We start from the raw sequence: 23,081 nt of genomic DNA on the forward strand, positions 1-23,081 counted from the left end.
CCGCCACGGCACACCCGGCTCAACCGACGGTCCGGCGTCGAACGCCGTCTCGCCGTCTCGGCCCCGGTCCACGCGACGGGGCCGGGGCGTGGGCGTCCGAGCGGCTTTGGTCACGGACGCCCGGGACCGGCCGCTCAGTGCCCGGAGCGCAGATGCTCCCTGAGCCACTGCTCGGTGGTGTTCACGTGCAGCAGCGCGGCGGCCTGGCTCAGGGCGGGGTCGCGGGTGGACAGGGCGTTGAAGATCGCCTCGTGCTCGGCGAGGGTGCGGCCCGCGGCCTTGTCGTCGACCAGGCCGCGCCAGATGCGGGCGCGCAGGGTGCGGCCGGAGATGCCTTCCAGGAGCGTGAGGAGGCTCTCGTTGCCGGTGGCCGAGACGACCGCGCGGTGGAAGGCCGCGTCGTGGGCGTTGAGCTGTTCCACGTCGTCGCGCGCCTCACGCATGGCGTCCAGGTGCCGCCTCACTTCGGCGAGTTGCTCGTCGGTCATCCGGGTGGCGGCCAGGGCCGTGGCGGCCGGTTCGAGGAGCCGCCGTACCTCCATCAGGTCCTGCAGCGCGACCGCGTCGCCCTGGAGCAGCTCCACCGCACCGCCGAGTCCCTCCAGGAGCAGGCTCGGCTGGAGGCTGGTCACGTAGGTGCCGTCGCCCCGCCGGACCTCCAGGACCCTGGCGACGGCCAGGGCCTTGACCGCTTCGCGCGCGAGGTTGCGGGACAGTCCCAGCTGGGCGGCCAGATCCGGCTCGGGTGGCAGCTTCGAGCCCGGAGGCAGCGCGCCCGTCCGGATCAGCTTACGGATCTGCTCGATGGCCTTGTCCGTCAGAGACACCGCGCTTTCCTCCCCACCCTGAGCCTCCCCACCCCGAGCCAGGGGATCGCCCCGCAGGCCGACCGGGACGCGCTGATCACAGGCGTTCCCCGTTTCCTCGGCCTGGTCCGCCCTCCGCGTGGGCGAGGGCGACGTCGATGATAGTTGACCAGCTGGGGGCGCAGGGCCGGAGCGTGCGGGCGAGGGGAACTCGCCGGGCGGCCGACGCCAGGACACCCGTCCGGTGCGGGACGCGGCGGCCGGGGCGCCGTGGCGCGGGAGCGGATCTAGTCTGGAAGCTGCCGCCGGGTATCCCCCTGACGGGCGCATCCACCGGGATGGAGGTGTCGCGTGTGGACATGGCCGGTAAGCGCGATGCCCCCATCGCCACCGCCGTGGTGGACCCGGACGGTGTGGTGAGCGGCTGGAGCGAAGGGGGCCGGCTGCTGCTGGGCTGGACGGCGGAGGAGACGGTCGGGCGCCCCGTGACCGATCTGCTGGCCGGTCCTGCGCCACCGGGCTTCCCGGACGGCGAGGGCGGCGCCCCGGACCACGCGGTCCCCGTGCGCCATCGCAACGGCTACACGGTGGACGCCGTGGTGACGAGTCAGCCGCTGTCCGGCCCGGACGGCCGGGCGCTGGGCCGCGTGGTGACCCTCCAGCGCTGGGGCCGCCGCCCGGTGATCGCCGACCGGGCCTTCGAGCAGTGCCCCTTCGCTCTCGGCGTCTACGACCCTGACCTGCGGTTCCTGTGGGTCAACGCCGCCGCGTGCCGGGTGATGGCGCACTCGGAGGAGCAGGTGCTCGGTGAGAAGTACCGCGAGATGTTCCCCGATCTGGACGACAAGACGTACACCGACAAGCTCTCCGAGGTGGCGAGGACGGGTGAGCCCGCGCGTCTGATCACCGTCTTCCGCCCGCTCGGCAGCGACTACGCCAACGCCTGGGCCACCAGCGTGTGGCCCGTCCGGGACGCCCAGGGCACGGTCCGCGCGGTCGCCAACTGGGGCTTCGACATGAGCGCCGAGTACTGGGCCCGGCAGCGCCTGCTCATCCTGAACGAGGCCGGCGGCGGCATCGGCCGGACCCTCGACGTGATCGGCACGGCCCGGGAACTGGCCCGGACCCCGGTGCCGGCGTTCGCCGACCTCGTCACCGTGGACCTCTTCGACGAGGTGCTGCGCGGAGAGGAACCGCCCTTGCCACCGGCGTTCCGTCCTGGCGAGACCATCGTGCTCAGCCGGGCCGCCCAGCACCGTGCGCAGGACGACCCCGACGGTGCTCCCGGGCACCCCGTGCCGGTCGGTCACGCTCCCGGTACCGTCGCCGCCCGCTGTATGACCACGGGCCGGTCCACGGTTCAGCTCGCCGCCGAACCCGGCCCCGGCGGCGAATGGGCCTTCGGGCCCGGGCTCGCCGCCGACCCGGCGCACTGGCCGCCGGGCAACCCGGTGATCGACGCGTCCATCGCCGCGCAGGGGCTGAGCTGCCGGATCACCGTGCCGCTCCGGGCGCGCGGCGCGCTGCTGGGTGTCGTCGCGTTCTCCCGCAGGGAGCGGCCCGAGGCCTTCACCGCGGACGACCTGATCCTCGCCGAGGAACTGACCGCCAAGGCGGCCATCGCGATCGACAACGCCCGGCGGTACTCGCGTGAACGCGCGACCGCGCTGACCCTGCAGCGCAGCCTCCTGCCGCAGCAGCTGGCCAGCCCGGAGGCGCTCGAGGTGGCCTCGCGCTACCTGCCGGCCGGGACCGGTGCGGAGGTGGGGGGCGACTGGTTCGACGTCATCCCGCTGTCCGGCACCCGGGTCGCCCTGGTCGTCGGCGATGTCGTCGGTCACGGCCTGCACGCCTCGGCCAGCATGGGCCGGCTGCGTACGGCGGTCCGCACCCTGGCCGATGTGGACCTGCCGCCGGACGAGCTGCTGACCCACCTGGACGACCTGGTCATCCACCTGTCCAGCGACCTGCGGCCCACCAGCGGCTTCCAGCCCACGGGCGAGTTCGGGGCGACCTGTCTGTACACCGTCTACGACCCGGTCTCCCGCCGCTTCGCGCTGGCGAGCGCGGGCCATCCGCTGCCCCTGGTCATCTCCCCGGACGGGACCAGGACCCCGGTGTCCGTGCAGCCGGGGCCGCCGCTCGGCATCGGTGGGCTGCCCTTCGAGGCCACCGAGCTCGACCTGCCCGAGGGCAGCCTGCTCGCCCTCTACACCGACGGACTGGTCGAGAACCGCGAGCGCGACGTCGACCAGGGGGCCGCCGACCTGCAGCAGGTCCTGAACCGTTCGGCCACCTCCCTGGAGGCGCTCTGCGACACGGTGATGGACACCATGCTGGTGGAACACCGCACCGACGACGCCGCCCTGCTGCTGGCTCGCACCCACGCGCTGGATCCCCAGCACGTCGCCGACTGGGACGTCGAGCCCGACCCCGCGCAGGTGCCGCGCGCCAGGAAGTTCGCCCTCGACCAGCTGGACGCCTGGGGCCTGGAGGAGGCCTCGTTCGTCACCGAACTGGTCGTCAGTGAACTGGTCACCAACGCGATCAGATACGGCGAGGCCCCGATCCGGCTGCGGTTGATCCGCGACACCTCCCTGATCTGCGAGGTCTCCGACGCCAGCAGCACCGCCCCGCATCTGCGCCGGGCGCGCGCCTTCGACGAGGGCGGCCGTGGCCTGCTGCTGGTCGCCCAGCTCACCGAGGGGTGGGGCACCCGGCACAGCACCGAGGGCAAGACGATCTGGTGCGCCCAGCCCCTCGCCCCGCCCGAGCCCCGATGAGACCGGGTCCGCCCGGCCTCCGGTCAGCACCACCGACATAGGGGCGCCGCGTATACCTCACCCTTGAACTATGTAGTCCCACCACATGTGCCGCTGACGTGCGCGTTCCTACCGTGTGCGAACACATACCCGTCCCCACCGCACACGAGGAAGTGGCGCACATGGCCTCCGGAACCACCGCTCCCCCACCCCCCGCGAACCTCAGGCGCATCGTCGCCGCCAGCCTCATCGGCACCACCATCGAGTGGTACGACTTCTTCCTGTACGGCTCCGCGGCCGCCCTCGTGTTCAACAAGCTGTTCTTCCCGGACTCCGACCCCCTGGTCGGCACCCTGCTGTCGTTCCTGACGTACGCCGTGGGTTTCGCGGCCCGGCCGCTGGGGGCCCTGGTCTTCGGGCACTACGGTGACCGGCTCGGGCGCAAGAAGCTGCTGGTGCTGAGTCTGCTGCTGATGGGCGGGGCGACCTTCGCCATCGGGCTGCTGCCCACGCACGCCACCATCGGGACCGCCGCGCCGGTGCTGCTGACCGTGCTGCGGCTGGTCCAGGGGTTCGCGCTCGGCGGCGAGTGGGGCGGCGCGGTGCTGCTGGTGTCCGAGCACGGGGACGCCCGGCGGCGCGGGTTCTGGGCGTCCTGGCCGCAGACCGGCGCCCCGGCGGGGCAGTTGCTGGCGACCGGCGTGCTGTCGCTGCTGACCGCCGTGCTGTCGGACGACGCCTTCGGCGCCTGGGGGTGGCGCGTTCCGTTCCTGCTGTCCGGGGTGCTGGTGATCGTGGGTCTGTGGATCCGGCTGTCCGTCGACGAGTCACCGGTGTTCAAGGAGGCGCTGGCACGGGCGGAGGCCCGCAGGGCGGCCCGGACCGCGGAGGTGGAGCGGCTGCCGCTGGTGTCCGTGCTGCGCCACCACTGGCGGGACGTGCTCGTCGCGATGGGCGCGCGCATGGCGGAGAACATCAGCTACTACGTGATCACCGCGTTCATCCTGGTCTACGCCACCACGTCGGCCGGTGTCTCCAAGCAGACCGCGCTCAACGCGGTGCTGATCGCCTCGGCCGTGCACTTCGCGGTGATTCCCGCGTGGGGCGCGCTGTCCGACCGGATCGGCCGGCGTCCCGTGTACCTGCTGGGCGCGGCCGGGGTGGGGCTGTGGATGTTCCCGTTCTTCTCGCTCATCGACACCGGCGGCTTCGGCGCTCTGCTCCTCGCGGTGACCGTGGGTCTGGTGCTGCACGGCGCGATGTACGCGCCGCAGGCGGCCTTCTTCTCCGAGATGTTCGCGACGCGGATGCGCTACTCCGGTGCCTCCATCGGCGCCCAGTTCGCCTCGGTGGCGGCCGGCGCGCCCGCGCCGCTGATCGCCACCGCCCTGCTGTCCGACTACGGCAGCGCCACGCCGATCGCGCTGTACGTCATCGCGGCGGCCCTGGTGACGATCGTCGCTGTGGCGGCGGCCAAGGAGACCCGGCACCGGGATCTCGCGGAGGTCACCCCGGGCGACGACGCTCAGCCGGCGACCAACCGGGCGGCGGACGCCCACTCGGTCTGAGCGCCCCCCGGCCCCCGCACGCCGGCGCGCGTGCGGGGGTCAGCGCTGTGCCGATCCCGACAACCGGTGCAGACGCAGCGCCAGTTGGATCTCCAGGGCACGGGACGGGCTCTGCCAGTCGTCACCGAGAAGCCGGCCGACGCGTTCCAGGCGCTGGGCGACCGTGTTGACGTGCACGTGCAGCCGGTCCTTGGTGCGGGCGGGGCTCATACCGCAGGCGAAGTACGCGTCGAGGGTGCGCAGCAGTTCGGTGCCGCGCCGTGCGTCGTAGGCGACGACCGGGCCGATCGTACGGTCGACGAAGCCCGTGATGTCCCGGTCCCCGGCGAGCAGCAGGCCCAGGAAGCCGAAGTCCTCGGCGGCCGCGCCGTCCCCGCAGCGGCCCAGCAGGCGCAGGGCGTCGAGGCAGCGGCGGGCCTCCGCGTACGCCGTGGCCACCGGCTCGGGTCGGTGGGCGAGGTGCTCCACGGGGGCGGAGGCGCCGACGGTGACCGGCTCGTGGACGGCCGTGCCCAGCTGCCGGGCGGTGCGGCGGGCCACGTCGGTGGCGGTGTCGCCCGGGGGGAGCGGCAGCAGCAGGACGGTGCCGCCGTCACGTGCGGCGGCGAGCCCGTGCCGGGTGGCCGCGAGGTGCGAGGCCGCCGCCCACAGGCGTCTGCGGGCGTCCGCCTCCTGGTCGGCGTCGGCGGCGGCGCCCTCCAGGCGGGCGGCGAGGACGACATGGGTGGCGTCGAGGTCGGCGTGCAGCCGCGCGGCGCGGTCGCGCAGCAGGCGGGGGTCGCGGTCGCGGGCGTCGAGGAGGTCGTCCAGCAGCTCGCCGCGGACGCGCTGTTCGGCCTCGGCTGCGGAGCGGCGGGCGAGCAGCAGCAGCGAGGTGACCATGGCGGCGCGTTCGAGGGTGCGCTGGTCGACGGGGTCGAGCCCGGGGTGCCCGCGCAGCACGAGCGCGCCGAGCAGTTCGCCGCCGGCGGTGACGGCGGCGATCCAGTCGTCCTGGTGGCGTACGGCGTGGCCCTCCGCGCGGGAGGCCTCCAGGGCGTCCGGGGGCGCGGCGGGCGCCTCGGTGAACTCGACGGCACCGCCGAGCACATGGGAGACCGCGGCGGCCACGTCGTGCACTCCGCCGCCGCGCAGGACGAGTTCGGCGAGCCGGTCGTGGACGTCGGAGGCGCGTTCGATGACCGCGCTGCGGTCGCGGATGATCTCGTTGGCCCGCTCCAGGCCGGCCAGCGCGGAGCGGGTCTCGGTGAGCAGGTTCGCGGTGTCGATGGCGGCCGCGGCGAGGGCGGCGAAGGAACCGAGCAGGGCGATCTGTTCGCGTTCGAAGACGCGGGCGCGCCGGTCGGCCGCGAACAGCACGCCGATGACGTGGTGCCCGAGCATCAGGGGCACGCCGAGGATCGCCACCAGGCCCTCGTCCCGCACGCCGGCGTCGATGGCGAGGGTGTGCTGGAAGCGGTCGTCGCGGAAGTAGTCCTCGGTGACGTAGGGGCGGGCGGTCTGGGCGACCAGGCCGCCGAGCCCCTCCCCCATGCCGAGCCGCAGCTGCTGGAAGCGGGCCGACACGGACCCCTCCGTGACCCGCATGTAGGTGTCGCCCCTCACCGGGTCGTTCAGGCTGAGGTAGGCGACGTCCGTGCCGAGCAGCGAGCGGGCCCGCTGCACGATGGCCCGCAGCACGGCGTCCAGGTCACGCAGTCCGGCCAGGTCGTGGGCGGTTTCGAACAGCGCGGACAGCTCGGCCTCGCGGCGGCGCCGTCCCTCCAGCTCGGCGCGGACGCGCAGGGCGAGCAGCTTGGCCCGTTCCAGCGCGGCGATCCGCTCGGCCGGCTGCCCTTCGGCACGGGCGAGCAACACCGGCTGCTCGTAGGCGTCGACGGACGCGCCCCGGGCCAGCAGCTCCAGGAACGGCGTCTCGGCGCCCGGCCCGGCACCGGTCGCGGAACGCTCGGCGGACTGCACGTGATCGCTGGACATGGTCACAGGATTCCGCATGGCACGGCCGTCCCGTCAGGCCTGTGGACAACTCCACCGTTGGCGAACAGGTGCACGATCAGTGTGCGGTCCAGCCGCCGTCGAGGACGAGCGAGGTCCCGGTGAGGAAGGACGCCTGCGGGCCGCACAGGTACGCCACGGCCTCGGCGACCTCCTCCGGCTCGATGAGCCGCTTCACGGCGCTGTCCTTCAGCAGGACCTCGGACAGCACTTCCTCCTCGGGAATGCCGTGCGCCCGGGCCTGGTCGGCGATCTGCTTCTCGACCAGGGGGGTGCGCACATAGGCGGGGTTCACACAGTTCGAGGTGACTCCGTGGGGTGCGCCTTCCAGGGCGGCGGTCTTGGACAGTCCCTCCAGCCCGTGTTTGGCGGCCACATAGGCCGACTTGTACGCCGAGGCGCGCAGACCGTGGACGGACGACACATTGACGATGCGGCCCCACCCCTGCCCGTACATGTGGGGCAGCGCGCCGCGGATGAGCCGGAACGGGGCCTCCAGCATCACGGTGAGCACCGTGTGGAAGACGTCGGGCGGGAAATCCTCCAGGGGCCGCACCAGTTGCAGCCCGGCGTTGTTGACCAGGACGTCGGTCCCGGCGGCGGCCAGTTCGGCGGCGTCCAGGTCGGTGAGGTCGAGCCGGTGCGGTTCCACGGTGCCGGGCAGGTCCCGGGCCTGTCCGGCGAGTGCCTCCAGGCCCTCGGCGTCCCGGTCGACCGCTCTGACCTTGGCCCCGGCCGCGGCGAGCCGCAGCACGCAGGCGCGACCGATGCCGCCGGCGGCGCCGGTGACGAGTGCGGTACGGCCCTGGAGATCGAGCCGGGAGGTGTGAGGGGCCGGAAGGGCGGGGGGCGCGGTCATGCCTCGACCCTAGGCAGGACCCCTCCCCCGCCCCATGTGGTCACGCACCATAGTTCAGTCGGCACCCGTGGGGTCGAACCATGTGGGGGCGTCCGACAGCGCCTGCTTGATCCGCAGGAGTCCGAACTCGTGCATCGGAGGCAGGGCGTCCACGGCGAACCAGCCGACCTCCAGCGACTCGTCGTCGTTGACCCGGGCCTCGCCGCCGACGGCCCGGCAGCGGAAGGTGATGTCCATGTACTGGCAGGTGTCGCCGTTGGCGTACGTCACTGGGTCCAGCGCCTGGACGAGGACGACGCGTTCGGCGACGCACCGTACCCCCGTCTCCTCCTCGACCTCCCGCACGGCGCACGCGGCGGGCTGTTCCCCCCGGTCCGGGATACCGCCGATCACCGACCACCTGCCGGTGTCCGACCGGCGGTTCAGCAGCACTCTGTCCTCGTCGTCGAAGACGAGGGCGGTGACCCCGGGGAGCCACAGCAGCTGATGACCGGCGGACGCGCGGAGGGTGCGGATGAAGTCGGGAGTGGCCATGGCGTAGACCCTAACGGGCCCCTCCGGCCGCCCCGGTGCGGTTCGGCCGATGTGCGACCGGCGTACGGTTACGCGTCACCCGCCCGCCGCGCGCGCAGCCCGGCTCCGACCGCCCAGCCCAGTCCGCCGGCGGCCACCAGCACCAAGGCGATCTCCGGGAGGATGCCCAGCTGCGTGGCGGGCGTCCGGGAGGAGCGCAGCGGCACCTTCTGCACCAGCGAGTCCGCCACGAACATGCCGGTCTTCTGGGTGATCCTGCCGTCCGGCATGATGATCGCGCTGACGCCGCTGGTCACCGGCACGGTCACGGTCCGGCTGTGCTCGACGGCGCGGACCCGGGACATGGCGAGCTGCTGGTAGGTCATCTCGCTGCGGTCGAAGGTCGCGTTGTTGCTCGGTACGGAGATCAGCTGTGCGCCGTCCTGCACCTCGGAGCGCACGGTCCAGTCGAACGCGGCCTCGTAGCAGGTGACGAGGCCGACCTTGGCACCGTCCATGGTGAACACACCTGGCTCGGTGCCCCGGCTGAAGTCCTGCCGGACCATGCTCGTCCAGTTGCTGTTGATCGCCCCGATCAGCGAGCGCAGCGGCAGGTACTCGCCGAAGGGCTGGATCTGCCGCTTGTCGTAGGTGTCGACGGGGCCCTTGACGGGGTCCCACAGGATCTGCTCGTTGAACAGCTTGCCGTCGCGTTCGACGACCCCGCCGACCGAGATGGGGGCGCCGATCGCCTTGGCGGCCGTGTCGATGACGGCGCGCGCGTCGGGGTTGGCGAAGGGATCGATGTCGGAGGAGTTCTCCGGCCACAGCACGAAGTCGGGTTTGGCGACCTTGCCGGCCTTGACCTCGGCGGCCAGGCGCTCCGTCTCACGCGCGTGGTAATCGAGCACGGCCCGCCGCTGGGAGTTGAAGTCGAGGCCCAGGCGGGGCACGTTGCCCTGGATGACCGCGACGGTCGCGGTGCCGTCCTCCGCCTTGTCGCTGACCAGCGGGCGCGCGGCCACGGCGCCCACGACCGGGACGGCGACGCCGAGCAGGCCGACGGCCGCCGCGGCCCGTCGTACGGTGCCGGTGCGCCGCCTGTCCACGGCCAGCCGCACGATCTCGTACAGCCCGAAGCCGCACAGGACGACCGCGAAGCCGAGGACCGGGGTGCCGCCCACCGCGGCGAGCGGCAGGAACACGCCGTCCGCCTGGCCGAACGCGATCTTGCCCCAGGGGAAGCCGTGGAAGGGCACACGCGCGCGTGCCGCCTCGCCGGCGATCCACACGGCCGCCGCCCACACCGGCCAGCCCGGCAGCCTGGAGACGGCGGCGACGCCCGCGCCGACCAGTGCCACGAAGAGCGCCTCGATCGCGACGAGGGCGAGCCACGGTCCGGGGCCGACCTCGACGCCCGTCCACACCAGCAGCGGCAGCAGGAATCCCAGACCGAAGAGGTAACCGAGACCGAGGCCCGCCTTCCAGCCGCGTCCGCGCAGCACCCAGCCGAAGCCGGCGAAGGCGGGCAGTGCCAGCCACCACAGGGTGCGCGGCGGGAAACTCACGTAGAGGAGCAGCCCGGACAGCCCGGCTGCGGCGGCCGGAACGAGGCGCAGCAGCCTCCGGCCCCGGGCCGCGGGCGCGGCCTGCGGCGGAAGCTGGCCCTGCGCGCCGGCGGATGTTGCGGTGACGGTCACGCAGGGAGTGTACGGCCCGTGACCTTGACGCGGACAGCGTGGTCCACAGGGCGGGACCCGGGCCACCCACACGAGCCGTACCGTTTCTGCACAGCTGGTTCACGACACATCCCCAAACCGCCCACCAGCCGTTACGGTGTCCCGGTGCCTGTGTCGTGCGGCCGGTGACCGGCCCGGGACGGGGCCCGTCACTGGTCGGGGGCGACGGGATGCGGGGGGGCGGGGTGGGTCTCATCGGAATGGTGTCCGCGGCCGGTGCGCAGGCCGAGGACGACAGACGCGACGGTGTCGGCGCGGCGGGCGTCGTGGTGCTCGGGGCCTGTGCGGGCTGGTCGCTGATCACCGCGGCTGTGCGGGACGGCCGGCCCGAGGGCATGCTGCTCGCGGTACTGGCCGTGACCGCCGGTTATGCCGCCGGGCGGATCGCAGGGGCGCTGCTGCCGGTCGCCGCGCCCTCGGCCGGGGCGCTGGCCGGCATCGGCCTGACCGTGGCGGTTCCTCAGCCGGCTCCGGGGCCGCGGATCGACGCGCCCCTGGGCCACGCCGGAGCCACGGCGGCCGTGCTCACGCTGGCGGCCGGTGCCGCGTGCTGCGCGGCCTGGGCCAGCGGTGTCCCGGCCGTGCGGATCGTGCTGCGCCTGTCGGCCGCCGCGACGGCGGTCACGGCGGCCGCGCTCGGCTCGGTCACGACAACCGCCGCCTGCGCGGCGGTGCTGCTGTGCTCCCTGGCCGCCGGCCGGGTCCGCCGCCGCGGCCCGGCCCTCGTCGCACTGGCCGCCGTGACCGCCGTGGTGACCGGCCTGACCTGGGCGATGGCCGCGCGGGCGGTCCCGGACGGACTCGCGGCGTCGCTGGAGGGTCGGCTCACCCCCCACCGTGTCGGGCTGTGGGGCGACGCCCTGCGCATGGTGCGCCAGAACGCCGGTCTGGGCGTGGGACCGGGGCGGTTCGGGGAGCTGAGTGCGACGGCGGCCCAGTCGCCGCTGTCCGACGGCAAGGCCCACTCGGCGCCCCTGCAGCAGGCGGCCGAGCAGGGCGTCGTGGGCGTGGTGCTGCTGGCGGCGGTCTTCGGCTGGGTGGTGTACGCGCTGTGGCGCTCCCCGCGGCCCACCCCTGTGGTGCTCACCGCGGGCGCGGCCCTGACGGCACTCGCCGTCGTCGCCTCGGTCGGCAACGCGCTGAGCTTCACGGCGGTGTCGGTGGGCGCGGGCGTACTGGCGGGAATCGCCACGGCCCGCCCCCTCGCCGCCGCCCCGGAACCGGATGCTGCGGTCACGCCCGCAGCGTGGTGACCGGCGGCACCGGTGACCCGAATCCGGGCCCGTCTTGTGCTGCGCCCACGGCGCGGCGACGCCTCAGTGCGCGGCGGCGCCCGGCGCCGGAGGCCGCAGCCGCTCCTTGATGACCCGTACGGCCGCCTCCGCGTTGTCCACGGTGATCGTGAAGGTGTGCCCGTCCCACAGCCGCAGGACGACGCCCTCACCGCGCCGGACGACGACGGCGGTGCCCTTCTCGGGCCGCCAGCGATATCCCCAGCCGCCCCAGTGCCGCGGGGTGACGTGGGAGGCGTACTCGGCGCCCGCGACCTGGGAGAGCGGGATGCGGCGGCGCGGCACGCCGATGTGGCCGCAGCGCACCTCCAGCCACTCCTTGTCGACCCGCAGGGCGACGTGCACGAACGCCAGCGTGCCGAAGAGGACCAGCAGCCCGGCGGCGATGCATCCGACGACGGCCATGACCAGCGGGGCGGTGCCGGACGTCCAGGGGGATTCGACGGCCAGCTGGATGCCGAGCGCCATGCACGCGGCTCCGGCGAGCGCCAGCACCCACTGGAACCGGTTGGTGGCGTGGCCGGTCCAGACGTCGGGGTGCGGGGCGTGTTCGCCGTGGCGGTGGTCCCTCATGGCTACGAGGTTACTCAGGTTTCGCTGCGCGGGTACCCCGTCGCGCAGCGTGACCGTGCCGGCCGGGCGTACGGCTCGTCGGTCACCGGGCGGGGGCCGCCGTCGTCAGCAGGCGGCCTTCCTCGTAGGCGAGGGCGGCGGCGGGCAGCGTGCCCTCGCGTCCGCTCAGCAGCACGGTCAGCGTGCCCTCGGCCGGGGCCTGCGGGGCCGGCTGGGCGCCGAGGCGGCGCAACGCCTGGGCGGCCACGGCCCCCGCCGAGCCGTGCAGGACGAGCGGCGGGCGGTCGGGCCGCTGTACGGCGGCCCGGATGCGCTCGGCGACGAGTTCGTAGTGCGTGCAGCCCAGGACGACGGTCGTCACGTCCTCGGGGGTGAGCGCGGCCGCGGCGGCGACGGCCGCGTCGATCGCGGCCTCGTCCGCCCGCTCCACGGCTTCGGCCAGGCCCCAGCAGGGCACTTCCGTCACGGGCACGCCGTCGGCGAAGTCGCGGATCAGGTTGCGCTGATACGGGCTGCCGGTGGTGGCCGGGGTCGCCCAGATGGCGAGGGGCCCGCCACCGGCCGCGGCCGGTTTGATCGCCGGGACGGTGCCGATGACCGGCAGCCCGGGTTCGTGGCGGGCCCGCAGGGCGGTGAGCGCGTGCACGGTGGCGGTGTTGCAGCCGACGATCAGGGCGTCGGGCCGGTGCCGGGCCGCCGCGTCCGCCACGGCCAGGGCCCGCTCGGTCAGGTCCTCGGGGGTCCTCGGTCCCCACGGCATGCCGTCGGGGTCGAGGGAGAGGATGAGATCGGCGTCGGGGCGGAGACGCCGTACCGCGGCGGTGGCCGCGAGCAGACCGATTCCGGAGTCCATGAGCGCGATCTTCACCCGGCCACGATAGACGATGAGCGTCTCGCGGCCTCGCCCGTGGGGCAGACTGCGCGCGTGAGCGCCGTTTCGTGGATCGCCGCCCTGTCCCTCGCCGCCTGGCTGTGGCTGCTGCTCGGCCAGGGCTTCTTCTGGCGGACGGACGTCCGGCTGCCGCCCCGCGAGCTGCCAGGGGCGTGGCCGGACGTGTGCGTCGTCGTACCGGCCCGGGACGAGGCGGCGGTGCTGCCCGCGAGTCTGCCGTCCCTGCTCGCCCAGGACTACCCGGGGCGGGCCGAGGTGTTCCTCGTCGACGACGGCAGCAGCGACGGCACCGGGGACCTGGCGCGCGCGCTGGCGCGCCGGCACGGCGGGCTGCCGCTGACGGTGTCCTCGCCGGGTGAGCCGCCCGCGGGCTGGACGGGCAAGCTGTGGGCGGTGCGGCACGGCGTCGGCCTGGCACGCGCGCGTGCGCCGGAGTACCTGCTGCTCACCGACGCCGACATCGCGCACGCGCCGGACAGTCTGCGGCAGCTGGTCGCGGCGGCGCACACCGGCGGCTTGGACGTCGTCTCCCAGATGGCCCGGCTCCGGGTGGCAAGCGCGTGGGAGCGGCTGGTGGTGCCGGCCTTCGTCTACTTCTTCGCGCAGCTCTACCCCTTCCGGTGGATCGGGCGGAGCGGGACGCGGACGGCGGCCGCCGCGGGCGGCTGTGTGCTGCTGCGCACCGAGGCCGCCGAGCGGGCGCGGATCCCGGACGCCATCCGGCACGCCGTCATCGACGACGTGGCCCTGGCCCGGGCGGTCAAGCGGGGCGGGGGCCGCGTGTGGCTGGGGCTGGCGGACCGGGTGGACAGCGTGCGCCCGTATCCGCGGCTGCACGACCTGTGGCGGATGGTCGCGCGCAGCGCGTACGCGCAGCTGCGGCACAACCCGCTGGTGCTGGCCGGTACGGTCGCCGGGCTGACGCTGGTGTACCTGGTGCCGCCACTGGCGGTCGTCGTGGGCCCGGCCGCGGGGAGCCCGGCGGCAGCCGGCTTCGGCGCGGCGGCGTGGCTCATGATGGCGGGGACGTACGTTCCGATGCTGCGGTACTACCGGCAGCCCCTGTGGCTCGCTCCCCTGCTGCCGTTCACCGCGTTCCTCTACCTGCTGATGACGGTCGACTCGGCGGTGCAGCACTACCGGGGACGGGGTGCGGCCTGGAAGGGCCGCACCTACGCGCGTCCGGACGCCGTCCCCGACGAGGGCTGAACTCCCGCGCGCGGCGGGTCACTTCCTGCCGGGCGTCCAGTTCATGCCCCATCCGTAGGCGTAGTCGACGGTCCGCTGCGGGCTCACCCCGCGCTCGGGCACCAGGTAGCGCGCCTCGCGCTGGACGACGAGGTCGCCGCCGGTGTTGGTGATCAGGGCGAGCGCGCACACCGGGGAGGGGACGGTGCACTCGTCGAGCGAGAAGTCGATCGGGGCGCCGTGCTGCGGGGTGAGGGTGACGGTGGCGTGCAGGTCGGCGAAGGAGCGCGCGCCCTCGTAGATGGTGACGAACACCAGGATGCGCCGGAAGACGTGTTTGTGGTCGAGGTTGACGGTGAGGTTCTCACCGGTCTCCACGGCGCCCGTGCGGTCGTCGCCGTCGAGGTGGATGTAGGGCGGCTGGTGCAGCGCTCCGAAGGCGTTGCCGAGGGCCTGCACCACGCCCTTGCTGCCGTCGGTGAGTTCGTACAGCGCGCACAGGTCGAGGTCGAGGTCCGCGTGCATCGCGGCCGGGCGGCCGAACTTGCTGCCCCATCCGGAGAACTGCTTGCGCACCTGCCAGTTGAGGTTCACGCGCAGCGCGCCGGAGGTGCCGCCCTGTTTGGTCAGCGACACCGAGGGGGCCGCCTTGGTGAGCGTCACCTTGGTCAGGCGGACCGGCGGCGCGGCCGCGGGCGGCGGGGCGCTCGGCTGCGTGGCGTACGGGGAGGGGGCCGGGACGGCGGGCTGCGTCGCGTACGGGGAGGGCGCCGGGACGGCGGGCTGCCTCACGTACGGGGACGGCGCCGGCGGCGGGGTGGCCGTCGACGGCGCCGCGGGAGCGGCGTGCTGCGGTTCGTCGACGGTGATGCCGTAGTCGGTGGCCAGACCCTCCAGTCCGCTGCTGTAACCCTGGCCTACGGCGCGGAACTTCCAGGCGCCCTGACGGCGGTAGAACTCACCGAGCACGAAGGCGGTCTCGGTGGTGGCGCCGGTGCTGTCGAAGCGGGCCACGACGGTGCCCTGGGCGGCGTCGCGGACCTCGACGTACAGGCCGGGGACCTGCCCGAACGTGCCGCCGTCGGCGGAGGCGGCGATGATGACGGTCTCGATCGATGGCTCCACGCGCGCGAGATCGGCCAGCAGCGTGTCGGTCACCCGGCCGCCGGCGTCCCGCTTGCCCTCGTGCCGGATCGCGCCCGAGGCGTGCGCCGGCTGGTTGTAGAAGACGAAGTCGGCGTCGGAACGGACCTTTCCGCCGACCAGGAGCAGCGCCGAGGCGTCCGCGTCGGGCACGCCCGCGCCGGACCGCCAGCCCACTTCCACGCGCAACGCCGTGGTCGGCACCGCGGTATTTGAACCTTTCAGCATTGACATGCCCGCCCCCATCACGTGTCACCGCGCCAGGCCACAGCCGGCGGTCCATCGGGTTCCGTGCGCACAACCTATTCCCCCGGACACCGAACTCCCATGAGAAGCACGGAAACACCGGCGGCCGACCCTCGGTAACCCCTCCGGAACTCGCCCTTTACATGATCCGAACCCTGCTCAGCGCCCCTTTTTGGCCATGTTCGCTCGCATTGGCGATCCGGCGTCACCGGGGACGCGGAAAACAACCCTCTTATCGGTCTCCCCAACCAGCACATCGTGGGCTTAACTTATGTGCCATGACCTCCCCCGGCTCCACCTATGGTGGCGGCTACTACTCCGCCTCTTTCCCGGACACCCCGATCTACGACTCGCTCGTCAAGGAGCGGGGCACCCCGCAGATCGCCCCGATCCGGGTGCCCGCCCCGTACGACACACCGAGCAGCCACCTGCCCGCGCTGCCGTCGGCGCTGCCCGCCCTCCCGTCGGCCCCGGCGCAGCCCGCCTACGGCTATCCGCAGGCGCCCCAACCGGCCCCGCTGCAGCAGGCCCCCGCGGCGTACATCCCGCAGCAGGCCACGGCGCCGCGCGGCTACCCGGGACCGCAGGCCCAGCCGCCCCGCCCCGCACCGGCCGCCGCGGGCTACGAGGCGATGCGCCCCGCCGCTCCGCGGCCCGCTCCCTACCAGGACCCGTACAACAACCAGCAGTACCGCGGTTACTGACCGGGCCCCGGGTCGTCGGTGCCGCCTGGCACGATGACCCCATGGCGCACGCGTATCTGCACTCGATCCACGTCCATCCGGTCAAGGCCTTCCGGTCCCTGTCGCCCCGGGAGGCCGTCGTGGAGCCCTGGGGGCTGGCCGGAGACCGGCGCTGGGTGCTGATCGACGACGGGGGAAAGGTCGTCACGCAACGCCGGCAGCCACGTCTCGCCCTGGCCGCCGCCGAGCTCCTGCCCGGCGGCGGCCTACGGCTGTCCGCGCCCGGCATGGAGCCGCTGACCGTGCGGGTGCCGCAGCCGGCGGACACGGTCGTGGCCGATGTCTTCGGCGACAAGGTCGAGGCGGTCCCCGCCGAGGACGCGGCCGCGCACGCCTGGTGCAGCGCCTATCTCGGCGCGGCCGTGCGCCTGGTGCACATGGACGATCCCGCCGTGCGCCGGCCCGTCGACCCTGAGTACGCCCTGCCGGGCGAGACCGTCTCCTTCGCCGACGGCTACCCGCTGCTGGTGACGACCACGGCCTCGCTGGACGCCCTCAACGCCCTGATCGCCCAGGGCGAGCACGCCCAGGAGGGCCCGCTGCCCATGAACCGCTTCCGGCCGAACGTGGTGGTGGCGGGCACCGCCGCGTGGGCCGAGGACGACTGGTCGCGCATCGCCGTCGGCGAGGTGTCCTTCCGGGTGGCCAAGGCCTGCGGGCGCTGCGTGGTGACCACGACCGACCAGACCACGGCCGAACGCGGCCGGGAGCCCCTGCACACGCTGGGACGGCACCGCCGCCTGGGCGGCAGACTCCTCTTCGGGCAGAACCTGGTGCCCCTGTCCCGCGGCACGATCCGGGTCGGTGATCCGGTGCGGATCCTCGAGTGACGCGCACACGACAGATCTTCGAGTGATGCGGACAGGAGAGCCGTCGATCACATGTGGGAACCGCGCCCGGGCCCCGCGCGTTGGCCTTTCGTGAGAAGTTCATGAGAGGTCCCGGCGCGAGACGAGGCTCCCCGGGCCCTCGCGTGGACGGCTCCGCCGCGGGCCGTCACGGAGCGGGAAGGGGGTGCGGACGTGCGGGCGATCAGCGGACTCTGGCGCTGGCGGCACAATCCGCTGTGCCGCGCGACCGATCTGGCCGAGGCCTGGCTGGCCCTGGTGGCGCTGCTCCTGGTCCTCCTCGCCGCGCCGGTCATCGGCTCGCTGGTCGGCGACGCCGCCCAGGACGCCCTCCAGCGCTCCGTCCACACCCAGCACCAGAACCGGCACCTGGTCACGGCCACCGTGGTGCGCGCGCTGGACGACTCCCCCCTCGACGCGGACCCGGAGACCTCCACCGGACGGGACCTGCGCAACCGCGTCCTCGCCGTGTGGACGGCGCCGGACGGCACCGACCACCGCGGCACGGTCGTCGCGAGCCTGAGAACCGCTCACCAGGGCGACCACTTCCGGATATGGACCGACCGGCACGGCGGGCTGGTGGCCCGCCCGCTCGACTCGGCGACCGCGACCACGCACGCGGTCCTCGCCGGGCTCGGCGCGGCCCTGGCGACCGCGGGCCTCGTCGAGGGCGGCAGACGGCTGATCGTCTGGCGCATGATCCGCCGCCGGTACGCTCGTTGGGACCAGGCCTGGGACAGGGCAGGCCCGGACTGGGGCAGGACCGGCACGGGCAGCTGACCGGCGCCGACGCTTCTGCGACTCTGGTCAACCCACCCCGCGCGCGCACGCTACGGTTGACCGGCCGAACCCATCGGCAACAACCGCGCGTGAGCAAGCCGTAGGGGCGGCGCCCCGTAGGCGAAGAGCCATCAGTTACGACGAGGTGGGGGCACAGCTACACCATGGCACAGGGCACGGTCCAGGTGACGCACACCGGCACGTCGCGGTGGCGGCGCCGCACGGGTGAGTACGCATCGCTCGCCGCCGCCCTGGAGGCCGCGGCCGACGGTGACGTCCTCACCGTCGCTCCCGGCACCTACCGGGAGAACCTCGTCGTGCAGCGGGCGGTCACCCTGCGCGGCCCCGAGGGCTCCCCCGGCTCGGTGCGGATCGCGCCCGTGGACGGAGTGCCGCTGACCGTGCGTGCCTCCGCGGTCGTCCAGGACCTGCACGTGGAGGGCCAGGACGCGGCCGCCCCGGCGGTGCTGGTCGAGGAGGGCACGCCGGAGCTGAGGGACGTGCGGGTCGTGACCCGGTCCGCGACCGGGATCGAGGTGCGCGGCAGCGCCCGGCCGACGGTGCGCCGGTGCACGGTCGACAACCCGGCCGGCATCGGCATCGCCGTCCTCGACGGCGGGGGCGGGGTGTTCGAGGAGTGCGAGGTCGTCGCGGCCGGGCAGGCGGGCGTCGCGGTGCGCGGCGGCGCCCACCCGCGTCTGGACCGCTGCCGGATCCACCACGTCTCCGGCTCGGGCCTGTCGGCGACCGGCGAGAACTCCGCGCTGGAGGCGGTGGGTTGCGAGGTGTACGAGGTGCGCGGCAGCGGCATCCAGGTCACCGGCCGGGCCACCGCCCACCTCACCGACTGCGATGTGCACCGCACGACCGCCGACGGTGTCACGCTCGACACGGACGCGGTGCTCACCCTCGCCGACTGCCGTATCCACGACATCCCCGAGAACGCCATCGACCTGCGCTCCCGCTCGGTGCTCACCCTGACACGCAGCACCGTGCGGCAGTTCGGCCGCAACGGCCTGTCGGTGTGGGACCCGGGCACGCGCGTGGACGCCCACCAGTGCGAGATCTTCGACAGCACCGGCGACTACCCGGCGGTGTGGGTCAGCGACGGCGCCACGGCGGTGCTCGACTCGTGCCGGGTGCACGATGTGCCGGACGCGCTGTTCGTCCTCGACCGGGGCTCGCGCGCGGACGTCGTCGACAGTGACCTGTCCCAAGTGCGCAACACGGCCGTGTCGGTGAGCGACGGCGCCACCGCCCAGCTCGACGACTGCCGGATCCGGGACGCGGTGACGGGCGCCTGGTTCCGCGACCACGGCAGCGGCGGCACCCTCAGCAACTGCACCCTCGACGGCACCCAGACCGGCGTGATCGTCACCAAGGGCGCCGACCCCACCGTCGAGCGCTGCACGGTCGACTCCCCGGCGGAGGCCGGGGTCTACGTCTCGGCCGGCGGCCGCGGCAGCTTCCTCAACTGCCGGGTGACCGGCAGCGGCGGCTACGGCTTCCATGTGATCGACGGCAGCCGTACCACCTTGCGCAAGTGCCGCACGGAGCGGTGCGCGCGGGGCGGGTACGAGTTCGCCGACGGCGGCGCGGACGGGGCGGCCGGCTCGGGTCCCGTCGTCGAGGACTGCACGAGCGACGAGAGCGGGGGCGTCAGGACGCCGCCGGTGGCGCGGGAGGCGGCCGTGCAGACGTCCGGCCACTCCCTGGGCCTGCTGGGCGCGGTGCCCGCGCCGCGCGCCGAGCAGGAGCCGCCCGCCGCGGCCCCGGAGCCCGGCCCCGGCCGGCCGGTGCGCACCTCCAAGGACGTGCTCGGCGAACTCGACGCGCTGGTGGGCCTGGAGAGCGTCAAGCGCGAGGTGCGCGCGCTCACCGACATGATCGAGGTGGGCCGGCGCCGGCAGCAGGCGGGCCTGAAGGCGGCCTCCGTCAAGCGGCACCTGGTCTTCACCGGCTCCCCCGGCACCGGCAAGACCACGGTCGCCCGCCTGTACGGCGAGATCCTCGCCTCCCTCGGGGTGCTGGAGAAGGGCCACCTGGTCGAGGTGTCCCGGGTCGACCTGGTCGGCGAGCACATCGGCTCCACCGCGATCCGCACCCAGGAGGCCTTCGAGAAGGCGCGCGGCGGCGTGCTGTTCATCGACGAGGCGTACGCGCTCTCCCCCGAGGACGCCGGTCGCGACTTCGGCAAGGAGGCCATCGACACGCTGGTGAAGCTGATGGAGGACCACCGGGACGCGGTGGTGGTGATCGTGGCGGGCTACACGGCCGAGATGGAACGCTTCCTGTCGGTCAACCCCGGTGTCGCCTCCCGTTTCTCACGGACCATCACCTTCGGCGACTATGGCCCCGAGGAGCTGCTGCGGATCGTGGAGCAGCAGGCCGAGGAGCACGAGTACCGGCTGGCGCCGGGCGCGGCGGAGGCCCTGCTGAAGTACTTCACCGAGATCCCCAAGGGCCCGGCGTTCGGCAACGGCCGTACCGCGCGGCAGACGTTCGAGGCGATGGTGGAGCGGCACGCGAGCCGGGTCGCCCAGCTGGACGACCCGAGCACGGACGACCTGAGCCTGCTCTACGCGGAGGACCTGCCCGAGCTGCCCTGAGGCTCCCCGTCCCCGGACCCGGTGTGCCGGGGCGCCGGTACGCCGGGCCGCAGCCGGGCCAGCAGACGCCGCCGTTCCTCGGCGAAAGCAGGGTCCGCCTGGTAGCCGGAGTGGCCGAGGATCGGCGAGGGCAGCGGATGCAGCTCGGTGCGGCCGTAGGCGAGGGGGTCCTTGAGGGGCGCGTGGTCCACCTCGGGGCCGCAGCCGCCGGACAGCCGCACCGGGCCGCCGATGGGGTCGGTGAGCCGGTACAGGTTGCGCCAGCAGTCGACGTCCTGGTGCAGCGAGGCGAGCGCGGCCGGGCCGAAGTGGGCCGGGAACCAGCGGCCGTACAGCCGCTCCAGCGGGGAGCCGTACGTCAGCAGCGCGACCCGGCGGCGGGTGGACGGGGTGAGCTGCCAGGCGGCGGCCGCGGCGAGCACGCTGCCCTGCGAGTGCCCGGAGATGACCAGCCGCCCGCCGGTGACCCGGGTCCAGGTCGCCACCCGCCAGGTCAGGTCGGGTACGGCCCGCTCGGCGTAGCAGGGCGGGGCGAAGGGGTGGGCGGCGCGCGGCCAGAAGGTGCCCACATCCCACAGGATGCCGATGGTGCGCCGCGCGGAGGCGTCCTTGTAGGCGCGCCGGCCCCAGGTGACGAACAGCAGGAAGCCGAGCCCGATCAGCCAGGAGCCGAGTGCCTCGGCGGTCTCGGCGGCGCCGTGCACCAGGGCGGGCGCGTGCTCCGTGGCCTGGCCCGGGGTCTTGTCGGTGAGGGCGCCGAGCAGGGCCGCGGCGCCCAGCAGCAGGGTCGCCGCTGAGGTGACGCCGACGAGCAGGGGCGTCCGGTCGGTGAGCGTGGCCATGGCCCGGGCCGAGGCGATACGGCGGGTGCGGCCGGGGTCCCCGGCCTCGTCGGGGTAGTCGCGTTCGACGGCGGCGCGCTCGGCCCGGGCGAGCCGCCAGGCGCGCCGGACCAGCCGGCCGCACAGCACGAGCAGGACGAGCAGCAGCAGCGGGATCACCGAGGCCTGCCAGGTCAGCAGGACCGGCGGACCGGCGAAGGCGGGGCCGGTGCCGTCCGGCAGGCCGGTGCCGTCCAGCCAGTCGGACACCCGCTGGGCCACTCCGCCGGACATCACCCCGCCCAGCGCGCAGGCCAGCATCGCCACCGCGGGCCCGCCCAGGCCCCGCAGCACGGCACGCGGGTCGGGCCGTGTCCGGTACAGCAGGTGGGCGACCACGGCCAGGACGACGACGAGCAGCCCCTGGGCCAGGGCGATACCGCCGAAGGCCGCGTCCCCCGGCAGCCGGCCGGACGACTCCCACCCCGGGCGGTCCCAGCCGGCGTACACCAGGGTGAGGGCGAGCAGGGCGAGGGCGGCGAGCGGCAGGAGACGGACGAGGTGCTTGTCCAGTTCCCTGTCCAGGCGGTTCTCGGTGCGGCCCCGGCGGCAGACCACCCAGACCACGGCGAGCGCGCCGGCCACGAGCGCCGTCTCCAGGAGCAGCCCGAGGATCTCCAGGACGACGGGACCGCCGGGCTCTTGGTCGTGCCGGGCGGCGGCGGTGCCGACGGCCGCGGCGACCGTCAGCAGGCCGGCGGCGGTGTGCGCGGCGCGCAGGCGGGCCACCAGGCGGCGGCCGTACCAGAAGCCGGGGCGGCTCAGGGCGGTGCGGCCGGTGTCCTCGTCGGGCTCCGGCACGCGGGCCATGGGCTGCTGGGACTCGTAGGCGCTCCAGGTGCGCAGGGACAGGTACCACAGCAGCCCGGTCAGCGCGGCCGGCACCAGGGCCGCCAGGGCGAGCCGGCGCCCGGGGTGGCTCCACCAGCCGTCGGAGACCGTGGGTGACAGGAAGCCGAGCCAGGAGTGCCGGTCGGCGCACGCGCGCGTGCCCGCGCACTGCCAGGCGACCAGGTCGAGGGCGACCTCGCAGGCCGCCGCCACGAGCAGCACCGTCAGGGTCAGGGCGGTCAGGCGCACCAGCAGCCCGTACAGGCGGATGGTGCGTCTGCGGCCGCCGGAGGCGGGACGCATCCAGTGGGCGAGGTTGACCACCATGAACGGCAGCAGCAACAGCCACAGGGCGCGGGTGCCGTTTCCGGAGGTGAGGTTGCACCAGACGTAGGCCTCGGGCACCGGTCCGTCGCGCCGGCGCTCGGGCCGGCTCTCGGCGTCGACGTCGTCGGCACGCCGGAAGACGGCCGCGATGTCGTCACCGGTGATCCGCTCGGTCCGCGGATCGTTCAGCATCTCCTGCGGCGTGGTGCCACCGACTCCGTGGACCAGCAGCTCCAAGGCCGCTCCGGTCCCGGGACGGTCGGTCCCGGGACGGTCGGTCCCGCCGGTCGAGGCACGTTCCTGCGCACGTTCCACTGTTCGCACTACCCCCGTGACGCGCCGTCGGCTGTGTCGGTGCGGCGTCGAGGATCTCCGCCGCGGAGGCGGCGCACACCTCCCGTAACGGAATCTCCCCGCTTCGGGTGACGGACGGGTAACGAAACCGCCACGACTGGCATGCACGCGACGACCAGGTGGTGGCACGGT

Annotated in this window: 17 protein-coding genes; 8 read left to right on the plus strand and 9 right to left on the minus strand. The window is 74.1% G+C overall.

Features of this window, described 5'->3' with window-relative positions; all coding sequences use genetic code 11:
• Nucleotides 1–134: 134 nt before the first annotated feature.
• Nucleotides 135–827 carry a FadR/GntR family transcriptional regulator gene (locus tag AB0K80_RS15790; protein WP_365669745.1) on the minus strand — a complete coding sequence of 231 codons (693 nt, stop codon included), beginning with the start codon at nt 825–827 and terminating at the stop codon, nt 135–137.
• A gap of 338 nt (nt 828–1,165) precedes the next feature.
• On the opposite strand from AB0K80_RS15790, the gene AB0K80_RS15795 reads away from it, so the two are divergent.
• Entirely contained in the window at nt 1,166–3,589 is a 2,424-nt protein-coding gene (locus AB0K80_RS15795; RefSeq protein WP_365669747.1) for a SpoIIE family protein phosphatase, read from the plus strand.
• 161 nt (nt 3,590–3,750) lie between these two features.
• Entirely contained in the window at nt 3,751–5,136 is a 1,386-nt protein-coding gene (locus tag AB0K80_RS15800; protein ID WP_365669749.1) for an MFS transporter, read from the plus strand.
• A 39-nt stretch (nt 5,137–5,175) separates the two neighbouring features.
• Here the strand turns inward: AB0K80_RS15800 and AB0K80_RS15805 are convergent, their stop codons facing one another.
• From AB0K80_RS15805 to lnt, 4 genes are all read right to left on the minus strand, one after another.
• Entirely contained in the window at nt 5,176–7,113 is a 1,938-nt protein-coding gene (locus AB0K80_RS15805) for a GAF domain-containing protein (RefSeq protein WP_365669751.1), read from the minus strand.
• A 76-nt stretch (nt 7,114–7,189) separates the two neighbouring features.
• Nucleotides 7,190–7,990, minus strand: coding sequence for a 3-hydroxybutyrate dehydrogenase (locus AB0K80_RS15810; RefSeq protein ID WP_365669753.1), 801 nt, complete (start codon nt 7,988–7,990; stop codon nt 7,190–7,192).
• Nucleotides 7,991–8,044: 54 nt separating this feature from the next.
• On the minus strand, nt 8,045–8,524 hold the full coding sequence (locus tag AB0K80_RS15815) for an NUDIX domain-containing protein (RefSeq protein WP_365669755.1): 480 nt from the start codon (nt 8,522–8,524) through the stop codon (nt 8,045–8,047).
• A 68-nt stretch (nt 8,525–8,592) separates the two neighbouring features.
• Nucleotides 8,593–10,203: an apolipoprotein N-acyltransferase gene (lnt, locus tag AB0K80_RS15820; RefSeq protein WP_365669757.1), complete on the minus strand. Its 1,611-nt coding sequence runs from the start codon at nt 10,201–10,203 to the stop codon at nt 8,593–8,595.
• A gap of 239 nt (nt 10,204–10,442) precedes the next feature.
• Here lnt and AB0K80_RS15825 point away from each other — a divergent pair, with 239 nt between their 5' ends.
• Nucleotides 10,443–11,495: an O-antigen ligase family protein gene (locus AB0K80_RS15825; protein WP_365670281.1), complete on the plus strand. Its 1,053-nt coding sequence runs from the start codon at nt 10,443–10,445 to the stop codon at nt 11,493–11,495.
• Nucleotides 11,496–11,558: 63 nt separating this feature from the next.
• Here AB0K80_RS15825 and AB0K80_RS15830 read toward each other — a convergent pair whose 3' ends face one another.
• Both AB0K80_RS15830 and AB0K80_RS15835 read right to left on the minus strand, forming a co-directional pair.
• Complete coding sequence (locus AB0K80_RS15830) at nt 11,559–12,107, minus strand: hypothetical protein (RefSeq protein WP_365669759.1); 549 nt, start codon at nt 12,105–12,107, stop codon at nt 11,559–11,561.
• An 82-nt stretch (nt 12,108–12,189) separates the two neighbouring features.
• Nucleotides 12,190–12,975, minus strand: a complete 786-nt coding sequence (locus AB0K80_RS15835; RefSeq protein WP_365669761.1) for an aspartate/glutamate racemase family protein — start codon at nt 12,973–12,975, stop codon at nt 12,190–12,192.
• A gap of 39 nt (nt 12,976–13,014) precedes the next feature.
• Between AB0K80_RS15835 and AB0K80_RS15840 the strand changes: the two genes are divergently transcribed.
• Nucleotides 13,015–14,208 carry a glycosyltransferase gene (locus tag AB0K80_RS15840; protein WP_365669763.1) on the plus strand — a complete coding sequence of 398 codons (1,194 nt, stop codon included), beginning with the start codon at nt 13,015–13,017 and terminating at the stop codon, nt 14,206–14,208.
• An 18-nt stretch (nt 14,209–14,226) separates the two neighbouring features.
• On the opposite strand, the gene AB0K80_RS15845 is transcribed toward AB0K80_RS15840, so the two are convergent.
• On the minus strand, nt 14,227–15,558 hold the full coding sequence (locus tag AB0K80_RS15845) for a TerD family protein (RefSeq protein ID WP_365669765.1): 1,332 nt from the start codon (nt 15,556–15,558) through the stop codon (nt 14,227–14,229).
• A gap of 296 nt (nt 15,559–15,854) precedes the next feature.
• On the opposite strand from AB0K80_RS15845, the gene AB0K80_RS15850 reads away from it, so the two are divergent.
• The 4 genes from AB0K80_RS15850 (at nt 15,855) to AB0K80_RS15865 (ending at nt 20,556) form a co-directional block, all read left to right on the plus strand.
• A complete protein-coding gene (locus AB0K80_RS15850; protein ID WP_365669767.1) occupies nt 15,855–16,280 on the plus strand; it encodes a DUF6643 family protein in 426 nt (141 codons plus the stop codon).
• 41 nt (nt 16,281–16,321) lie between these two features.
• Entirely contained in the window at nt 16,322–17,149 is an 828-nt protein-coding gene (locus tag AB0K80_RS15855) for an MOSC N-terminal beta barrel domain-containing protein (protein WP_365669769.1), read from the plus strand.
• Nucleotides 17,150–17,341: 192 nt separating this feature from the next.
• Nucleotides 17,342–17,947 (plus strand): hypothetical protein, encoded by a 606-nt coding sequence (locus AB0K80_RS15860; protein ID WP_365669771.1) that lies wholly within the window; start codon nt 17,342–17,344, stop codon nt 17,945–17,947.
• Between the two features lie 164 nt (nt 17,948–18,111).
• The gene (locus AB0K80_RS15865) at nt 18,112–20,556 is read left to right on the plus strand and encodes a right-handed parallel beta-helix repeat-containing protein (protein ID WP_365669773.1); all 2,445 of its coding nucleotides are present in this window, start codon (nt 18,112–18,114) and stop codon (nt 20,554–20,556) included.
• Here the strand turns inward: AB0K80_RS15865 and AB0K80_RS15870 are convergent.
• Nucleotides 20,526–22,910 carry a hypothetical protein gene (locus AB0K80_RS15870; protein ID WP_365669775.1) on the minus strand — a complete coding sequence of 795 codons (2,385 nt, stop codon included), beginning with the start codon at nt 22,908–22,910 and terminating at the stop codon, nt 20,526–20,528. The two genes, AB0K80_RS15865 and AB0K80_RS15870, sit on opposite strands and share 31 nt — an antisense overlap.
• Nucleotides 22,911–23,081 lie beyond the last annotated feature (171 nt).

The sequence above is a fragment of the Streptomyces sp. NPDC052682 genome (genome assembly GCF_040678435.1).
In the GTDB taxonomy this organism is placed as follows: domain Bacteria; phylum Actinomycetota; class Actinomycetes; order Streptomycetales; family Streptomycetaceae; genus Streptomyces.

What these genes read in the sequence shown, in the direction of transcription:
- AB0K80_RS15795 (WP_365669747.1), top strand. Translation starts at nt 1,166, where the DNA reads ATGGCCGGTAAGCGCGATGCCCCCATCGCCACCGCCGTGGTGGACCCG.
- AB0K80_RS15810 (WP_365669753.1), bottom strand. Translation starts at nt 7,990, where the DNA reads ATGACCGCGCCCCCCGCCCTTCCGGCCCCTCACACCTCCCGGCTCGAT.
- AB0K80_RS15845 (WP_365669765.1), bottom strand. Translation starts at nt 15,558, where the DNA reads ATGCTGAAAGGTTCAAATACCGCGGTGCCGACCACGGCGTTGCGCGTG.
- AB0K80_RS15850 (WP_365669767.1), top strand. Translation starts at nt 15,855, where the DNA reads ATGACCTCCCCCGGCTCCACCTATGGTGGCGGCTACTACTCCGCCTCT.
- AB0K80_RS15825 (WP_365670281.1), top strand. Translation starts at nt 10,443, where the DNA reads ATGGTGTCCGCGGCCGGTGCGCAGGCCGAGGACGACAGACGCGACGGT.
- AB0K80_RS15800 (WP_365669749.1), top strand. Translation starts at nt 3,751, where the DNA reads ATGGCCTCCGGAACCACCGCTCCCCCACCCCCCGCGAACCTCAGGCGC.
- AB0K80_RS15855 (WP_365669769.1), top strand. Translation starts at nt 16,322, where the DNA reads ATGGCGCACGCGTATCTGCACTCGATCCACGTCCATCCGGTCAAGGCC.
- AB0K80_RS15815 (WP_365669755.1), bottom strand. Translation starts at nt 8,524, where the DNA reads ATGGCCACTCCCGACTTCATCCGCACCCTCCGCGCGTCCGCCGGTCAT.
- AB0K80_RS15865 (WP_365669773.1), top strand. Translation starts at nt 18,112, where the DNA reads ATGGCACAGGGCACGGTCCAGGTGACGCACACCGGCACGTCGCGGTGG.
- AB0K80_RS15830 (WP_365669759.1), bottom strand. Translation starts at nt 12,107, where the DNA reads ATGAGGGACCACCGCCACGGCGAACACGCCCCGCACCCCGACGTCTGG.
- AB0K80_RS15805 (WP_365669751.1), bottom strand. Translation starts at nt 7,113, where the DNA reads ATGTCCAGCGATCACGTGCAGTCCGCCGAGCGTTCCGCGACCGGTGCC.